General features: G+C 73.5%; 13 protein-coding genes. 7 read left to right on the plus strand and 6 right to left on the minus strand.

All coding sequences use genetic code 11. The features are described 5' to 3' along the window. Positions 1 to 87: 87 nt before the first annotated feature. A complete protein-coding gene (locus ABZ621_RS06520) occupies positions 88 to 1173 on the minus strand; it encodes a substrate-binding domain-containing protein (RefSeq protein WP_360601307.1) in 1086 nt (361 codons plus the stop codon). 294 nt (positions 1174 to 1467) lie between these two features. Here ABZ621_RS06520 and ABZ621_RS06525 point away from each other — a divergent pair, with 294 nt between their 5' ends. Continuing rightward, positions 1468 to 3345 (plus strand): DUF2264 domain-containing protein, encoded by a 1878-nt coding sequence (locus ABZ621_RS06525; protein WP_360601309.1) that lies wholly within the window; start codon positions 1468 to 1470, stop codon positions 3343 to 3345. On the opposite strand, the gene ABZ621_RS06530 is transcribed toward ABZ621_RS06525, so the two are convergent. Both ABZ621_RS06530 and ABZ621_RS06535 read right to left on the minus strand, forming a co-directional pair. Beyond that, entirely contained in the window at positions 3339 to 4112 is a 774-nt protein-coding gene (locus ABZ621_RS06530; protein ID WP_360601311.1) for an SDR family oxidoreductase, read from the minus strand. The two genes, ABZ621_RS06525 and ABZ621_RS06530, sit on opposite strands and share 7 nt — an antisense overlap. A gap of 52 nt (positions 4113 to 4164) precedes the next feature. After that, on the minus strand, positions 4165 to 4887 hold the full coding sequence (locus ABZ621_RS06535; RefSeq protein WP_360601313.1) for an MOSC domain-containing protein: 723 nt from the start codon (positions 4885 to 4887) through the stop codon (positions 4165 to 4167). A 91-nt stretch (positions 4888 to 4978) separates the two neighbouring features. On the opposite strand from ABZ621_RS06535, the gene ABZ621_RS06540 reads away from it, so the two are divergent. Further along, positions 4979 to 5878, plus strand: a complete 900-nt coding sequence (locus tag ABZ621_RS06540) for a LysR family transcriptional regulator (RefSeq protein WP_360601315.1) — start codon at positions 4979 to 4981, stop codon at positions 5876 to 5878. A 102-nt stretch (positions 5879 to 5980) separates the two neighbouring features. Here ABZ621_RS06540 and ABZ621_RS06545 read toward each other — a convergent pair whose 3' ends face one another. Next, entirely contained in the window at positions 5981 to 6325 is a 345-nt protein-coding gene (locus ABZ621_RS06545) for a WhiB family transcriptional regulator (protein ID WP_360601318.1), read from the minus strand. Between the two features lie 436 nt (positions 6326 to 6761). Between ABZ621_RS06545 and ABZ621_RS06550 the strand changes: the two genes are divergently transcribed. The 4 genes from ABZ621_RS06550 to ABZ621_RS06565 all read left to right on the plus strand — a co-directional run bounded on the left by ABZ621_RS06550 (position 6762) and on the right by ABZ621_RS06565 (position 11091). Then, positions 6762 to 7373, plus strand: coding sequence for a response regulator transcription factor (locus ABZ621_RS06550; RefSeq protein WP_003948568.1), 612 nt, complete (start codon positions 6762 to 6764; stop codon positions 7371 to 7373). Between the two features lie 242 nt (positions 7374 to 7615). Continuing rightward, positions 7616 to 8218 (plus strand): sigma-70 family RNA polymerase sigma factor, encoded by a 603-nt coding sequence (locus tag ABZ621_RS06555; protein ID WP_360601320.1) that lies wholly within the window; start codon positions 7616 to 7618, stop codon positions 8216 to 8218. Positions 8219 to 8358: 140 nt separating this feature from the next. Next, a complete protein-coding gene (gene guaB, locus ABZ621_RS06560) occupies positions 8359 to 9861 on the plus strand; it encodes an IMP dehydrogenase (RefSeq protein ID WP_360601322.1) in 1503 nt (500 codons plus the stop codon). A gap of 105 nt (positions 9862 to 9966) precedes the next feature. Further along, positions 9967 to 11091, plus strand: coding sequence for a GuaB3 family IMP dehydrogenase-related protein (locus ABZ621_RS06565; protein ID WP_360601324.1), 1125 nt, complete (start codon positions 9967 to 9969; stop codon positions 11089 to 11091). A 70-nt stretch (positions 11092 to 11161) separates the two neighbouring features. On the opposite strand, the gene ABZ621_RS06570 is transcribed toward ABZ621_RS06565, so the two are convergent. Both ABZ621_RS06570 and ABZ621_RS06575 read right to left on the minus strand, forming a co-directional pair. Next, the gene (locus tag ABZ621_RS06570) at positions 11162 to 11761 is read right to left on the minus strand and encodes a hypothetical protein (RefSeq protein ID WP_360601326.1); all 600 of its coding nucleotides are present in this window, start codon (positions 11759 to 11761) and stop codon (positions 11162 to 11164) included. Between the two features lie 124 nt (positions 11762 to 11885). Then, positions 11886 to 13139, minus strand: a complete 1254-nt coding sequence (locus ABZ621_RS06575; RefSeq protein WP_360601328.1) for a nucleotide sugar dehydrogenase — start codon at positions 13137 to 13139, stop codon at positions 11886 to 11888. 264 nt (positions 13140 to 13403) lie between these two features. Between ABZ621_RS06575 and ABZ621_RS06580 the strand changes: the two genes are divergently transcribed. Beyond that, positions 13404 to 15140 carry a glycerol-3-phosphate dehydrogenase/oxidase gene (locus ABZ621_RS06580; RefSeq protein WP_360601330.1) on the plus strand — a complete coding sequence of 579 codons (1737 nt, stop codon included), beginning with the start codon at positions 13404 to 13406 and terminating at the stop codon, positions 15138 to 15140.

Consider the following 15140-nt stretch of genomic DNA (forward strand, 5'->3'; position numbering starts at 1 on the left):
TTGAATGATCGAAAATAGATCAGATCGATCAGAGGGGTGCGGTACGGGGGAGGCGCGGGCCGTTCGGGAGCGCCGGGCGGCCCCCGTCTACCGCGCGGTGGCCCCGCAGGACGCCCGGACCCGCAGCCGCGGCAGCAGGCTCACGTGACGGGCCGCCGCCTCCTCCTCGTCCGCGCCGCCGCGGAGCCGCTCGACGAGCAGCTCCGCGGCGTGCCGGCCCACCTGCCGCTTCGGCGGGGCGACCGCCGTCAGCGGGGTGTCGGCCAGCGCGGCGACCTCGTCGTCGTACGCGACGAGGGCGAGGTCCTGCGGGACCCGCACGCCGAGCGGGGCGAGCCGCTGGGTGATCTCGATCGCGTCCACGTCGTTGTGGACGAGCGCCGCGCTCGCCAGGCCCGAGCGGACCGCCTCGTACAGCGCCCGCACCGCCCGCTCGAAACCCTCCGGATCCGCCTCGGCCGGCACGGACTCGACGACCGGGAGCGGCTGCTCCAGGCCGAGCACCGCCAGCGCCTCCGCGTACCCGGCCCGCACCGCGAGCGCGGTCGGCGAGTCCCCGCGCGCCACGAGCAGCGGGGTCGCGTGCCCGAGCCCCAGCAGATGGCGCAGGGCGAGCAGCACCCCGTGGGCGTGGTCGGAGGAGACCCGGTCCAGGCCGTCGAGCGGGCTGCCGGGCTCGGCGCGCCGCTCCAGGAGCACGGCCGGCACGGGCAGCTCCGCCAGCCAGTCGCCGTACGCGAGCCGGTCCTCCGGCCCGCGCCAGCCGGGCGCCACGAGCACGCCCTCGGCGCCGGCCGCGAGCAGCCCCTCGGTGCGGGCCCGGTCCTCCTCGGGGCGGTAGTCCGAGATCCGCAGCACGAGCCGGGCGCCCGCCCGGGCCGCCGCCTCGTGCGCGCCCCGGATGACCTCGGCGAAGTAGTACGTGGCGGAGGGCGCGAGCAGGCCGAGCACCAGGCCCTCGCCGGCCGGGGCGCCGGGCGCGGCGGCCCGGGGCCAGGAGACCTGGCCGTGCACCCGGTCGAGCAGTCCGCGCGAGGCGAGCGCCTCGGCGTCGCGGCGGGCGGTCACGGGGGAGACCCCCAGGAGGCCGGCCAGCTCGGCGACGCGGACCGTGCCGCGCTCGCGCACCAGGTCCAGCAGTCGGGCGTGTCGTTCGGCGGCACTCTCGCGCACGTGCGGTTCCCCCTCGCGGTGGTGGTGGTTCCCCGACCTTAGATGAAAATGATCGAACGGCGGGAGTTTCGATCATTCGATCCGATTCTCTTGACGATTCGAGCGGCCCCGCCGAGGATTCCGACCGACCGAGGCCCGACAGAGGGCCCGACCGACAGGGGGCCCGACCGACAGAGGGCCGACCGGCAGAGGGCCCGACCGGCCGAGGCCCGACCGGCCGAGGACCGACAGCCGACCGGAGCCCGCCGGGCTCCGGCACAGCGGCCGGCGCCCCGCGGATCGTCAGGGAGCATCATGCCCACGCCACCCGAGGACCGTGGCCTCAGTCCGTACACCGGCTGGACCCGCGCCCACTGGGAGGACGCCGCCGACCGGCTCCTCCTCGCGGTCCGGCCCCACGCCTCCCCGCGCGGCGCCCTCGTCGACCTGCCGGGCCCCCGCCCCAGCTGGTCCGGCGCCCGCTCCGACGGCCTGGAGGGCTTCGCCCGTACGTTCCTCCTCGCCGCCCTCCGCGTCGCCGGGGCCCGCGGGGCCGACCCGCACGGCCACCTCGACCGGTACGCCTCCAGCCTCGCCGCCGGCACCGCGCACCCCGGCCGCGGGGACCGCGAGTCCTGGCCCCTGATGGCCGACACCCGCCAGGCGGTCGTCGAGTCCGCCTCGATCGCCCTCGCCCTGCGCCTCACCCGCCCCTGGCTCTGGGACCGCCTCGGCACCCCGGCCCGCGAACGCCTCGTCCGGTGGCTGCTCCCCGCCCTCGGCCCGTCCCCCGTCGACAACAACTGGTGGCTCTTCGGCCTCACCGTCGCCGGTTTCCTCCAGGACGCCGGCGTCGAGACCGACCGCGCCGCTGCCACCGCAGACCGCTCCCTCGCCCGGATCGAGGAGTGGTACCTCGGCGACGGCTGGTACAGCGACGGCGACAACCGCGCCTTCGACCACTACAACTCCTGGGCCCTGCACCTCTATCCGGTGCTCCACGCCCACCTCGCCGGCGACCGCGCCCTCCTCGCCCGCTACGGGCCCCGGCTCCGCGCCCACCTCGCCGACCACGCCCACCTCTTCGACGCGAACGGCGCCCCCGTCCCCTACGGACGCTCCCTGATCTACCGCTTCGCCGCGGCCGCCGCCCCCTGGCTCGGCACCCTCACCGGCCACACCCCGCTCACCCCCGGCGCCACCCGCCGCCTCGCCTCCGGAAGCCTGCGGTACTTCCTCGACCGGGGCGCCACCGACGCCGGAGGGCTGCTCACCCTCGGCTGGCACGGCCCCCACCCGCCGCTGGTCCAGGCGTACTCGGGACCGGGCTCCCCCTACTGGGCGGCCAAGGGCTTCCTCGGGCTGCTGCTCCCGCCGGACCACCCCGCCTGGACCGACCCCGAGGAACCCCTCCCGGCCGAACGCGCCGACACCGCCCGCCCCTTCGGCCCCACCGGACTCCTCGTCCAGACCACCGCCGCCGACGGTCTCGTCCGCCTCCACAACCACGGCAGCAACCACGTCGCCGCCGGTGGCGAGGACGGCGACGACCCCGGCTACGCCCGCTTCGCCTACGCCACCCGCACCGGCCCCACCGGCGCCCCCGACCCGGCGGACAACCACTTCGCGCTGCTCGGCCCCGACGGCACGGCCACCCACCGGGGCCCCGCCGAACCGCTCGCCGCGGGCCCCGACCGCGCCGCCTCCGCGCACAGCCCGCTCCCCGGCGTCCGGGTCGTCTCCACCACCGTGGTCCACGGCCGCGCCGAACTCCGCGTCCACCTCGTCCTGGACGCCCCCGAGGGGACCCCCGTACGGCAGACCGGCTGGGCCGTCGCCGAAGGACCCGGAGCGCCGGTCTCCCAGCTCCACCCCGTCCACGGCTACGACCCCGAGGTCACCGCCCTGGCCACCGGGGCCACCCTCCAGGGCCCGGCCCCGACCCGTACCCCCGCCGTCCACGGCACCACCCGGGGGCCCGTCTCGCTCTTCGCCGCCCTCGCCTCGCTCACCGCCGGGCCCGACCCGGCCCCGGCCGCCGCCCTCGCGGAGGTCCGGGTCACCGACGGCACCGGGCTGTACGTCAGATGGCGGGACGGGGCGTCCACGCGCCTCGACGCGGCGCCCGCCGGCCGGACCACGAGGCGACCGGCCTCGACCGCCCCTGACGGAGCACCGGTGACGGACTACTGAGGGCCGTACTTGCGTCCCGCCTTCGACGACACGCCGCCGAGCAGCGAGCGCGGGGCCAGCTTCACCACACCCATGAGGGCCTTGTAGCGCGGGTCCGGGATCGACAGGGTCTTCCCCCGCGCCAGGTCCGACAGGGCCGCCGACACCAGCTTGTCCGCGTCGAGCCACATCCAGCCCGGGATGTTGTCCGTGCCCATCCCGGCCCGCTCGTGGAACTCGGTGCGCACGAAACCGGGGCAGAGCGCCATCAGCCGCACCCCGCTGCCCGCGAGGTCCTTGGCCGCGCCCTGGGTGAACTGCACGACCCACGCCTTCGAGGCGCCGTAGGTGCCGCGCGGCACGAAGGCGGCCACCGAGGCCACGTTCACCACCCCGCCCCGCCCGCGCTCCCGCATCGCGGCGGCCGCCGCCGAGGTCAGCCGGAGCACCGCCTCGCAGTGCACGGTCAGCATCTTCAGCTCGTCGGCCATCGACACGTCGAGGAAGCGGCCCTTGTTGCCGAAGCCCGCGTTGTTCACCAGCAGGTCGACCGGGCGGCGCGGGTCGGAGAGCCGGGCCTCGACCGCGGCGATCCCCTTCTCCTCGGAGAGGTCCGCGGCGAGCACCTCGGCCTCCACCCCGTGCCGGTCGTGCAGCTCGGTGGCCTGCTCCCGAAGGCGCGTCAGGTCCCGCGCCACCAGGACGACATCGTGGCCGTCGGCCGCCAGCCTGCGCGCGAAGGCGGCTCCGATGCCGGCGGTGGCTCCCGTGATCAGTGCAGTGGTCATACCGGAACCGTAGTGCCCGCAAGCGCGCCCCCCGGCCCCGTACGACCCCGCCTCAGCCGTCGTGCCCGTCCGCGTCCTTCCGCGCGTCCCGCTCCGCGTACTTGTCCGCGTACGTGCGGGCGAGGTCGAGCAGTCCGGACTCCATCCACTCGGCGGCCACCAGCGTCTCCGCCAGCCGCTCCCGCTCGACGGTCGCCGCGCGGTGCAGGAAGGCGACGGTGACGGTGTGGTCCGGCCGGTGCACCACCGTGACCGGGTCGCCGGCCCGCACCTCGCCCGGCTCGATCACCCGCAGCAGCGCGCCGGGACCGGCCTCCGCCCGGGTGAACCGCTTCACCCAGCCCCGGGCGTCGCCCCCCTTCTCCTCCAGATGGCCCTGGAAGGTGCGGCAGGGGATGCGGCCGCCGGTCACCTCGACGACCACGTCCTCGCCGATCCGCCAGCGCTCGCCGATCAGCGCCCCGTTCACGTCCACGCCGCTCGTCGTCAGGTTCTCGCCGAAGGAGCCGTTCGCCAGCTCGCGGCCCAGCTCCCGCTCCCAGCGGTCCAGGTCCTCGCGGGCGAAGGCGTACACCGCCCGGTCGGCGCCGCCGTGGAAGCGCAGGTCGCACACGTCGTCCCCGGCCACGCCGCTCGCCCCGACGCCGGCGGGCCCGGGCGACTCGATCCGTACGGGCCCGTCGACGGGCCGCTTGTCGATGCCCGTCCTCCCGGCGGGGGAGTCGGTGTAGCCGACGTTCTTCGCCCGGCCCGCGTTCACACTCAACAAGGTCATACGGGGCAGCCTAGGCGGGCCCCTTCCACCCGACCTCAAAGTTTTGATCGAACATTCGCGGCCGGATCCAAGTGTCGCTTATGCTCGATCCATGATCGAGGCACGCCACCTCCGCGTCCTGCGCGCCGTCGCCGCCACCGGCTCCTTCTCCGCCGCCGCACGCGAACTGGGCTGCACCCAGCCCGCCGTCAGCCAGCAGATGAAGGCCCTGGAGGGCTCGGCCGGCACCCCCCTGCTCATCCGCACCGGCCGCGAGATGCGCCTCACCCAGGCCGGCGAGGTCCTGGTCCGGCACGCCGCCGGCATCCTCGCCGGACTCACGGCCGCCGAGGAGGAGGTCGCCGCCATCGCGGGCCTCCGGGCCGGCCGGGTCCGCCTGGTCTCGTTCCCCAGCGGCAGCTCGACCCTCGTCCCCACCGCCCTCGCCGCCCTGCGCGCCGCCCACCCCGGCACCCGGGTCTCCCTGGTCGAGGCCGAACCGCCGCGCTCCGTCGAGATGCTCCGCGAGGGCGACTGCGACATCGCCCTCGCCTTCCGGTACGGCTCGTCCCACGCGCCCGGCGAGTGGGACGACCTGGTGGTCCGCCCGCTCCTCACCGACCGGCTCGTCGGCCTGGTCCCGGAGGCCCACCCGCTCGCGGACGCCGGCTCCGTCTCCATCGCCGAGCTGGCCGGCGACTCCTGGATCGCGGGCTGCCCGCGCTGCCGCCGCCAGCTCGTCGACGTCTGCGAGGAGGCCGGCTTCGCCCCGCGCATCGACTTCGCCACCGACGACTACCCGGCGGTGGTGGGCCTGGTCGGCGCGGGGCTCGGCGTGGCCGTCCTGCCGGAGCTGGCCATCGAGTCCGTACGGCCCAAGGGGGCGCGGACCGTCGCCGTCGAGCCCGCCGTGGAGCGGGAGATCGTGGCGCTGACCCTGCCGGACCTGGCCCAGGTCCCGGCGGTCGCGGCCACCCTCGACGAGCTGGCCCGCGCCGCCACGCGCGCGTAGCCCGCCCCCCCGGGCCTCCGGAGGCCTCTCGGGGGTTCAGCCGGACCCTGGGCCCCGGCTCACGCCGGGCTCGGGTCCCGGCTCATGAGGGGAAACGTTCCTTCATGCATGTCCCATGATCGATCGGCCGGCGGTCGCGGCCGGAGCCGGCGCCGTCGTGATCAGACGGTTGCGCGCTCGGCCCATGAGTTCTTCGCGTTCGTCCTCGGTGAGGCCGCCCCATACGCCGTAGGGCTCCCGCACGGCGAGTGCGTGTGCCGCGCACTGCGCGCGGACCGGGCACCGCATGCAGACCTCTTTCGCCGAGTTCTCACGCGCACTCCGTGCCGCGCCGCGCTCTCCCTCGGGGTGGAAGAACAGGGAGCTGTCGACCCCGCGGCAGGCCGCGAGCAGTTGCCAGTCCCACAGATCGGCGTTGGGTCCGGGAAGGCGGGAGAAATCTGCCATTGCGCTAGTCCCCTTGAAACCGTGTCGAGACGGGTTGGTGGGTGGGCGGGTATCGGCTGTCGGTCCGGGGCTCCTCGGACCCCGGTGGGCCGGATGTGTCCGACTACTGTCGAAGTAGATGTAAATATGACTCATTGCGAATCTAGCCACAGACACCGCGAAAAGGGAAGAAAACCCGCTAAATGGGGCATAGCTTCTGATGGTGGACGCAACGACCTGCGACGCTCTTCTCCGTGCACGGCCCCTCACAAGGAGTGCCGAAGGTCCCGTCCGACCCGTAACTCTTTCGAGTGACCATCGTTGAGAGTGCGAGGCGGTTGAATGAACAAGCGATCGGGCAGGTGTCCGGGAGCGTCAACCGCACAGGTGACGATACGTACCAGCCCTGGAGGCTCAAGGTGACGCGCATCAGCTGCGAGAGCCGCGGAGGTCAGTCATGACGTCCGTTCTCGTCTGCGACGACTCCCCGCTTGCCCGAGAGGCGCTTCGCCGCGCGGTCGCGACCGTGCCCGGCGTGGAGCGCGTGACCACCGCGGCCAACGGCGAGGAAGTCCTCCGCCGCTGGGGTGCGGACCGCTCGGACCTCATCCTGATGGACGTGCGCATGCCCGGCCTCGGCGGTGTGGAAACCGTCCGCCGGCTGCTCTCCGCCGACCCCGGCGCCCGGATCATCATGCTCACCGTCGCCGAGGACCTCGACGGCGTGGCGCTCGCGGTCGCCGCCGGCGCCCGCGGCTACCTGCACAAGGACGCCTCGCGCGCCGAGCTGCGGGCCACCGTCACCCAGGCGCTCGCCGACCCGACGTGGCGGCTCGCCCCGCGCCGGCTCCGCTCGGCCGAGATGGGCGCCGCGCCCACCCTCACCGCGCGCGAGATCCAGGTCCTCGAAGGCATGAGCCACGGCCGGTCCAACGCGGAGATCGGGCGCGAGCTCTTCCTCTCCGAGGACACCGTCAAGACCCACGCCCGACGCCTCTTCAAGAAGCTCGGCGCCTCCGACCGCGCGCACGCCGTCGCGCTCGGATTCCGGTGGGGCCTGGTCCGCTGAGCCGCCGCGCACCGGCCGTCTCCCCGTCCGTACCCCCGTCCGCGAGGGGCGGACGGGGCGGGCCTGTGTCACTTCCCCGCCCGATGCCGCATCCTTGAGATGTGGAGTTCCTCGGGGACGAGTCGATCGAGCGGAAGGGGAGGGCGCCAGAGATGAATCCCGGCGCACCTGCTCATAACGCTTCGGTGCACAACTACGGACAGGGTGCCACGGACGGACAGACGTCAAGGCACCATGGAGCGATGCGCGACGACGAGACCATGGGTTCACCCATGCCTGCCGGGCAGGGGGAGATCGGTGCGCTCGTCCACCGCGCCGTCGAAGGGGACGCGCAGGCCACCCACGACCTGCTGGCGCGCGTCCACCCGCTCGCGCTGCGCTACTGCCGCACCCGGCTCAACCGCCTGCCCGGTGACGCCCGCCACTTCGTCGAGGACCTCGCGCAGGAGGTCTGCGTCGCCGTCCTGATGGCCCTGCCCCGCTACAAGCACACCGGCCGCCCCTTCGAGGCCTTCGTCTTCGCCATCGCCGGACACAAGGTCGCCGACCTCCAGCGGGCCGCCATGCGCCACCCCGGCTCCACCGCCGTGCCCTCCGACGAGATGCCCGAGCGGCCCGACGACTCCCTCGGCCCCGAGGAGCGCGCCCTCCTCAGCGACGACGCCGAATGGGCCAAGAAGCTCCTCGCCAACCTCCCCGAGAACCAGCGCGAGCTCCTCGTCCTCAGGGTCGCCGTCGGACTGACCGCCGAGGAGACCGGGCAGATGCTCGGCATGTCCCCGGGCGCCGTCCGGGTCGCCCAGCACCGCGCCCTCAGCCGACTCCGTGCCCTGGCCGAGCAGTAAGCCTCACCACGCCCGATCATCCCTTTCGTACACGTACGAAAGTCCAAAGCTTCCCGCTGATCTTGATCGTGGAATGAGACACCGCTCCGGCCCGTTAGCATGGACATCCCGCACCGATCAAGGCCATTTGGGAAGGTGTCATGACTGCCAACGTCGACGGAGTGCCCGGTAAATTCGCGACACTCGGGCTGACCTACGACGACGTGCTGCTGCTGCCCGGCGCGTCCGACATGGCGCCCGACCAGATCGACACCGCCTCGTACATCTCGAAGAACGTGCGGGTGAACATCCCGCTGCTCTCCGCCGCGATGGACAAGGTCACCGAGTCGCGCATGGCGATCGCCATGGCCCGACAGGGTGGTGTCGGTGTTCTGCACCGCAATCTCTCCATCGCCGACCAGGCGAACCAGGTCGACCTGGTGAAGCGCTCCGAGTCCGGCATGGTGACCGACCCGATCACCGTCCACCCGGACGCCACGCTCGCCGAGGCCGACGCGATCTGCGCCAAGTTCCGCATCAGCGGCGTCCCGGTGACCGACCCGGCCGGCAAGCTGCTCGGCATCGTCACCAACCGCGACATGGCCTTCGAGTCGGACCGCAGCCGCCAGGTGCGCGAGGTCATGACCCCGATGCCGCTGGTCACCGGCAAGGTCGGCATCTCCGGCGTGGACGCCATGGAGCTGCTGCGCCGCCACAAGATCGAGAAGCTGCCGCTCGTCGACGACGCCGGCATCCTCAAGGGCCTCATCACGGTCAAGGACTTCGTCAAGGCCGAGAAGTACCCGAACGCCGCCAAGGACAAGGCGGGCCGGCTGCTCGTCGGCGCGGCCGTCGGTGTCGCCGGTGACGCGTACGAGCGCGCCCAGGCCCTGATCGAGGCGGGCGTCGACTTCATCGTCGTCGACACCGCCCACGGCCACTCCCGCCTGGTCGGCGACATGGTCGCCAAGATCAAGTCGAACTCCTCGGTCGACGTCATCGGCGGCAACATCGCCACCCGCGACGGCGCCCAGGCGCTGATCGACGCCGGTGTCGACGGCATCAAGGTCGGTGTCGGCCCCGGCTCCATCTGCACCACCCGCGTGGTCGCCGGCATCGGCGTCCCGCAGGTCACCGCGATCTACGAGGCCTCCCTCGCCGCCAAGGCGGCCGGCGTCCCGGTCATCGGCGACGGCGGTCTGCAGTACTCCGGCGACATCGCGAAGGCCCTGGTCGCCGGCGCCGACACGGTGATGCTCGGCTCGCTGCTCGCGGGCTGCGAGGAGTCCCCGGGCGAGCTGCTCTTCATCAACGGCAAGCAGTTCAAGTCGTACCGCGGCATGGGCTCGCTGGGCGCCATGCAGTCCCGCGGCGAGCAGCGCTCCTTCTCCAAGGACCGCTACTTCCAGGAGGGCGTCGCCTCCGACGAGAAGCTCGTCCCCGAGGGCATCGAGGGCCAGGTGCCCTACCGCGGCCCGCTCTCGGCCGTCGTCCACCAGCTGGTGGGCGGTCTGCGTCAGTCGATGTTCTACGTCGGCGGGCGCACGGTGCCGGAGCTTCAGGCGAACGGCCGCTTCGTCCGGATCACCTCCGCGGGCCTCAAGGAGAGCCACCCGCACGACATCCAGATGACGGTCGAGGCGCCGAACTACAGCAGGAAGTAACACCGCGTGACCCAGGGGGCGGTTCCGGCATGTGGCCGGAGCCGCCCCTCGCGCGTGTGTCGGGGATACTGGTAGGCGCAGACATAGAGGGAAAGGCCACACATCGTGACTGAGATCGAGATCGGGCGCGGCAAGCGCGGCCGCAGGGCGTACGCGTTCGACGACATCGCCGTCGTACCGAGCCGGCGCACCCGGGACCCGAAGGAGGTCTCGATCGCCTGGCAGATCGACGCCTACCGCTTCGAGCTGCCCTTCCTGGCCGCCCCGATGGACTCGGTCGTCTCCCCGCAGACCGCCATCCGGATCGGCGAGCTGGGCGGCCTGGGCGTGCTGAACCTCGAAGGCCTGTGGACCCGGTACGAGGACCCGCAGCCGCTGCTCGACGAGATCGCCGAGCTGGACGAGGCCACCGCCACCCGCCGTCTGCAGGAGATCTACGCCGCTCCGATCAAGGAGGAGCTGATCGGGCAGCGCATCAAGGAGGTGCGCGACTCCGGCGTCGTCACCGCCGCCGCGCTCTCCCCGCAGCGCACCGCGCAGTTCTCCAAGGCCGTCGTCGACGCCGGCGTGGACATCTTCGTCATCCGCGGCACCACGGTCTCCGCCGAGCACGTCTCCGGCGCGGCCGAGCCGCTGAACCTGAAGCAGTTCATCTACGAGCTGGACGTCCCGGTCATCGTCGGCGGCTGCGCCACGTACACCGCCGCCCTGCACCTGATGCGGACCGGCGCCGCGGGCGTCCTGGTCGGCTTCGGCGGCGGCGCCGCGCACACCACCCGCAACGTCCTGGGCATCCAGGTCCCGATGGCGACCGCCGTCGCCGACGTGGCCGCGGCCCGCCGCGACTACATGGACGAGTCCGGCGGCCGGTACGTGCACGTCATCGCCGACGGCGGCGTGGGCTGGTCCGGCGACCTCCCGAAGGCCATCGCCTGTGGTGCCGACGCCGTCATGATGGGCTCCCCGCTGGCCCGTGCCACGGACGCGCCCGGCAAGGGCCACCACTGGGGCATGGAGGCCGTCCACGAGGACGTGCCGCGCGGCAAGCTGGTCGACCTGGGCATCGTCGGCACCACCGAGGAGGTCCTCACCGGTCCGTCGCACACCCCGGACGGCTCGATGAACTTCTTCGGCGCCCTGCGCCGCGCGATGGCCACCACGGGCTACAGCGAGCTCAAGGAGTTCCAGCGCGTCGAGGTCACCGTCGCGGACTCGCAGCACCGCCGCTGACGCCTTCCCGTACGCACGCGAGGGGCCCCGCACCGACCGGTGCGGGGCCCCTCGCGCGTGTCCGTACGGATCAGGAGGCCTTCTTGGCGCCGGAGAAGGCGGCGGCCGCGCCGAGCGCGAGGAAGAGGAAGGTCATCGCGTCCTTGCCCTCGCTCCACGCCTCCGTCAGCCCGCCGAAGTCCTCGAAGAAGATCTCGGTGAAGGAGACGTGGAACTGGTTGGAGGCGAAGACCGCGATGCCGACGAGCTGGCCGAGGTAGACGGCGCCGAGCGAGAGGATCGCGGAGACGACCGGCAGCGCCGGGTTCGAGCCGCCGACCTTGCCGGCGGCGAAGCCGACCGCGAAGCCGACGCCGATGGCGGCCCAGCCGATCTCGGTCTCGGTGCCGCCGAGGATGGCGCCGTAGATGCCGGCGGTGACCAGCGCGGCGACGACGGCGGCGAGGATGCCGAGGCCGACGTTGTTCCGGCGGGGCGCGGGCGCCGGCGCCGGCGGGTAGGCGCCGAACGGGTTCTGCCCGGCGGGCTGCTGCGGCACGCCCTGGGCGAACGGGTTCTGCCCGGCCGGCTGCTGGCCGGGAGCGCCCTGGGCGTACGGGTTCTGGCCGTCGGGCTGGCCGGGAGTTCCCTGGGCGTACGGGTTGCCGGGCGGCGGAACGGGCTGGCTCATGGTGATGGTCCCCCAAGACGGATGCCGCACGGGCGTGCGATCAATGGGGCCGGACACTAGCAGCCCGCCCCGACAGTGGCCCACCCGTTACCCGCTGCCCGCTGCGTGAGCCGTCGCCCGTGGCTCAGAGGCGGTGCGCGGTGCCGGCGGGGGTGGCGCCCCGGGTGTCGAGGAGGAGCTGGGCCTTCACCGCGAGGCCCTGGAGGTCGTAGACGCGGTGGTGCTGGAGCAGGACGGTCAGGTCGGCGTGGGCGGCGGCCTCGTACAGCGAGTCGGCGCGGGGGACGGGCAGGTCGCGCACCCGCCAGTCGGGGACGTGCGGGTCGTGGAAGCTGACCGCCGCGCCGAGGTCCATGAGCCGGCCGGCGATCTCGTCGGCGGGGGAGCCCTCGCGGTCGGCGAGGTCGGGCTTGTACGTGATGCCGAGGAGCAGGATCCGGGCGCCGCGGGCGGACTTGCCGTGTTCGTTGAGGAGGGCGGCGGCGCGCTGGACGACGTACCGGGGCATCCGCTGGTTGACCTGGCCGGCGAGTTCGACGAGGCGGAGCGGGCCGTGGACGCCGAGGTGCTCGACGGGGACGCCGTGGCCGCCGACGCCGGGGCCGGGGCGGAAGGCCTGGAAGCCGAAGGGCTTGGTCTCGGCGCAGCGGATGACGTCCCAGAGGTCGACGCCGAGTTCGTGGCAGAGCACCGCCATCTCGTTGACGAGGGCGATGTTGACGTGCCGGAAGTTGGTCTCCAGGAGTTTGACCGTCTCCGCTTCGCGGGGGCCACGCGCGCGTACCACCTTGTCGGTGAAGCGGCCGTAGAAGGCGGCGGCGGACTCGGTGCACGCGGGCGTGAGGCCGCCGATGACCTTCGGGGTGCCGGCGGGGCCGGGCCGGGTGCCGGGGTCGACGCGCCCGGGGTCGAGGCGGCCGGGGGAGTACGCGAGGTGGAAGTCGCGGCCGGCCCGCAGGCCGGAGCCGTCCTCCAGGAGCTCGCGGAGGAGGCCCTCGGTGGTGCCGGGCGGGACGGGGGACTCCAGGACGACGGTGGTGTGCGGGCGGAGCCGGGCGGCGAGCGCGCGGGCGGCGTCGGCGACGGCGGTGAGGTCGAGGGCGCCGTCGGGGCCGAGGGGGGTCGGGGCGCAGAGGACGGCGGTGCGGACCCGGCCGAGCTCGACCGGGCTGGTGGTGGCCCGGAAGCCGCCGGAGAGCATGCGGCGGATCTCGGAGGCGGTGAGGGAGCCGTCGACCGGTGGGCGGCCGGCGGCGAGGTCGGCGACCGGGCGGGGGTCGGTGTCGAAGCCGACGGTGGCGATGCCCGCGGCGGTCGCGGCCTGGGCGAGGGGGAGTCCGTGGTGGCCGAGGCCGATGACGGCGAGGTCTGCGGGCATGGGGGTGGGCCGTCCTTCCCGGTAGCCGTTGTCCGTTGCGTGTGCAACAGGTAACCAATGTCAGACTAGGAGTAAATATGACCGATATGCGGCATTGCATGATCGGAGGTCGCCGAGTGTTATCCACAGGTCCGCACGGGGCCGGTGGCCGAAGCCGCCCGCCCGGTCCAGAATCGGGACTGTGAACCGGGCCACAGGCGGTCCGGTTCGCCGCTGCGACGACGAGGGACACCGGGACGGACACGACGACGGGAGGCGGCAGCCGTGAGGACAGCGACACTGGGACCCGCCGAGCGCGCCGCGGCGCTGTCGGCCATGGCCGAGCACGAGCTGGACCTGCTGGTCGTCGGCGGAGGCGTCGTCGGCGCGGGCACCGCCCTCGACGCGGTCACGCGCGGGCTCTCCACCGGCATCGTCGAGGCCCGCGACTGGGCCTCCGGCACCTCCAGCCGCTCCAGCAAGCTCATCCACGGCGGACTGCGCTATCTGGAGATGCTCGACTTCGCCCTCGTCCGCGAGGCCCTCAAGGAGCGCGGCCTGCTCCTGGAGCGGCTCGCGCCCCACCTGGTGAAACCGGTGCCGTTCCTCTACCCCCTCCAGCACCGCGGCTGGGAGCGGCTCTACGCGGGCTCCGGCGTCGCCCTGTACGACGCCATGTCCGTCTCCTCCGGGCACGGCCGCGGCCTCCCCGCCCACCGCCACCTCAGCCGCAAGGGCGCCCTCCGCGTCGCCCCCTGCCTGCGCAAGGACGCCCTCACCGGCGCCCTCCAGTACTACGACGCCCAGATGGACGACGCCCGCTTCGTCCTCACCCTCGTCCGCACCGCCGCCTCCTACGGCGCCCTGGCCGCCGCCCGGGCCCGGGTCACCGGCTTCCTCCGCGAGGGCGAGCGGGTCGTCGGCGCCCGCGTCCAGGACGTCGAGACCGGCGGCGAGTACGTCATCCGGGCCAAGCAGATCGTCAACGCCACCGGGGTGTGGACCGACGACACCCAGGCCCTCATCGGGGAGCGCGGCCAGTTCCACGTCCGCGCCTCCAAGGGCATCCACCTCGTCGTCCCCAAGGACCGGATCCACTCCACCACCGGCCTCATCCTGCGCACCGAGAAGTCCGTCCTCTTCGTCATCCCCTGGGGGCGGCACTGGATCATCGGCACCACCGACACCGACTGGGACCTCGACAAGGCCCACCCCGCCGCCTCCAGCGCCGACATCGACTACCTCCTGGAGCACGTCAACACCGTGCTCGCCACCCCGCTCTCCCGCGACGACGTCCAGGGGGTCTACGCGGGCCTGCGCCCGCTGCTCGCCGGCGAGTCCGACGCCACCAGCAAGCTCTCCCGCGAGCACACCGTCGCCCACCCGGTCCCCGGCCTCGTCGTCGTCGCGGGCGGCAAGTACACGACCTACCGGGTGATGGCGAAGGACGCCGTCGACGAGGCCGTGCACGGCCTCGGCCTCGGCGCGTCCCCCGGACGGGGCGGCTGGGGAGGGGTCGCCCCCTGCGTCACCGAGGACACCCCGCTGATCGGCGCCGAGGGCTACCGCGCGCTGTGGAACGCCCGGGCGAGGATCGCCGCCCGCTCCGGCCTCCACGTCGTCCGCGTCGAGCACCTCCTCGACCGCTACGGCTCCCTCGCCGAGGAACTCCTCGCGCTGATCGCCGAGGACCCCTCCCTCGGCGAACCGCTCGCCGGGGCCGACGACTACCTGCGCGCCGAGGTCGTCTACGCCGCCTCCCACGAGGGCGCCCGCCACCTCGACGACGTCCTCACCCGCCGCACCCGCGTCTCCATCGAGACCTTCGACCGCGGCACCCGCAGCGCGCGCGAGGCCGCCCTACTGATGGCCCCGGTCCTCGGCTGGGACGAGGGGCAGATCGAGAGAGAGGTCGAACACTACGAGAAGCGGGTCGAGGCCGAGCGCGAGTCCCAGCGGCAGCCCGACGACCTGACGGCGGACGCCGCACGGCTCGGTGCGCCCGACATCGTCCCGATCTGA

It is taken from the genome of Streptomyces sp. NPDC007863 (genome assembly GCF_040633895.1).
GTDB lineage: Bacteria > Actinomycetota > Actinomycetes > Streptomycetales > Streptomycetaceae > Streptomyces.

What these genes read in the sequence shown, in the direction of transcription:
- ABZ621_RS06525 (WP_360601309.1), top strand. Translation starts at nt 1,468, where the DNA reads ATGCCCACGCCACCCGAGGACCGTGGCCTCAGTCCGTACACCGGCTGG.
- ABZ621_RS06540 (WP_360601315.1), top strand. Translation starts at nt 4,979, where the DNA reads ATGATCGAGGCACGCCACCTCCGCGTCCTGCGCGCCGTCGCCGCCACC.
- ABZ621_RS06535 (WP_360601313.1), bottom strand. Translation starts at nt 4,887, where the DNA reads ATGACCTTGTTGAGTGTGAACGCGGGCCGGGCGAAGAACGTCGGCTAC.
- ABZ621_RS06550 (WP_003948568.1), top strand. Translation starts at nt 6,762, where the DNA reads ATGACGTCCGTTCTCGTCTGCGACGACTCCCCGCTTGCCCGAGAGGCG.
- ABZ621_RS06570 (WP_360601326.1), bottom strand. Translation starts at nt 11,761, where the DNA reads ATGAGCCAGCCCGTTCCGCCGCCCGGCAACCCGTACGCCCAGGGAACT.
- ABZ621_RS06545 (WP_360601318.1), bottom strand. Translation starts at nt 6,325, where the DNA reads ATGGCAGATTTCTCCCGCCTTCCCGGACCCAACGCCGATCTGTGGGAC.
- guaB (WP_360601322.1), top strand. Translation starts at nt 8,359, where the DNA reads ATGACTGCCAACGTCGACGGAGTGCCCGGTAAATTCGCGACACTCGGG.
- ABZ621_RS06555 (WP_360601320.1), top strand. Translation starts at nt 7,616, where the DNA reads ATGCGCGACGACGAGACCATGGGTTCACCCATGCCTGCCGGGCAGGGG.
- ABZ621_RS06530 (WP_360601311.1), bottom strand. Translation starts at nt 4,112, where the DNA reads ATGACCACTGCACTGATCACGGGAGCCACCGCCGGCATCGGAGCCGCC.
- ABZ621_RS06575 (WP_360601328.1), bottom strand. Translation starts at nt 13,139, where the DNA reads ATGCCCGCAGACCTCGCCGTCATCGGCCTCGGCCACCACGGACTCCCC.